Origin of the sequence: Streptomyces sp. STR69 (genome assembly GCF_024519455.1) — a bacterium.
GTDB lineage: Bacteria > Actinomycetota > Actinomycetes > Streptomycetales > Streptomycetaceae > Streptomyces.
Genome location: NZ_JALJRY010000110.1, coordinates 1 through 383, shown reverse-complemented (window position 1 = coordinate 383; position 383 = coordinate 1). Strand labels below are relative to the sequence as shown.

The window sequence follows — 383 nt, the reverse complement described above, 5'->3', positions numbered from 1 at the left end:
AAGATCGTCGTCTGCCAGAAGTTCCGCGGGGTCACCTCGGGCGAACCCGCGAAGGCCGGATCCGGTCCCGACGGCCGGAACTGCATCTACAAAACCTCCGACATCACCTACAAGTAGGAGCGCCACCCATGTTCACCCTCAAGGCACTCACCACGTCGGTCGCCGCAGCCCTCGCCGCCCCGCTCCTGCTCGCCCCCTCCGCCGCAAGGGCCGCCGACAACTGCACCGCCTTCAACACCATCAAGGCGTCCCCGTACTACCTCAACAACAACGTCTGGGGCGCCAGCGGCGCCACCGGCAAGCAGTGCACCTGGCTCAACTCCTACCAGGGCGGCAAGGTCAACTGGGAGACGTCCTTCGACTGGTCGGGCGGCAACCCGACC

Annotated in this window: 1 pseudogene; it reads left to right on the top strand. The window is 66.3% G+C overall.

Annotated elements, in window-relative coordinates:
* Positions 1-128 precede the first annotated feature (128 nt).
* A pseudogene (locus OC490_RS49180) lies at positions 129-383 on the top strand (endo-1,4-beta-glucanase); the annotation flags it as partial.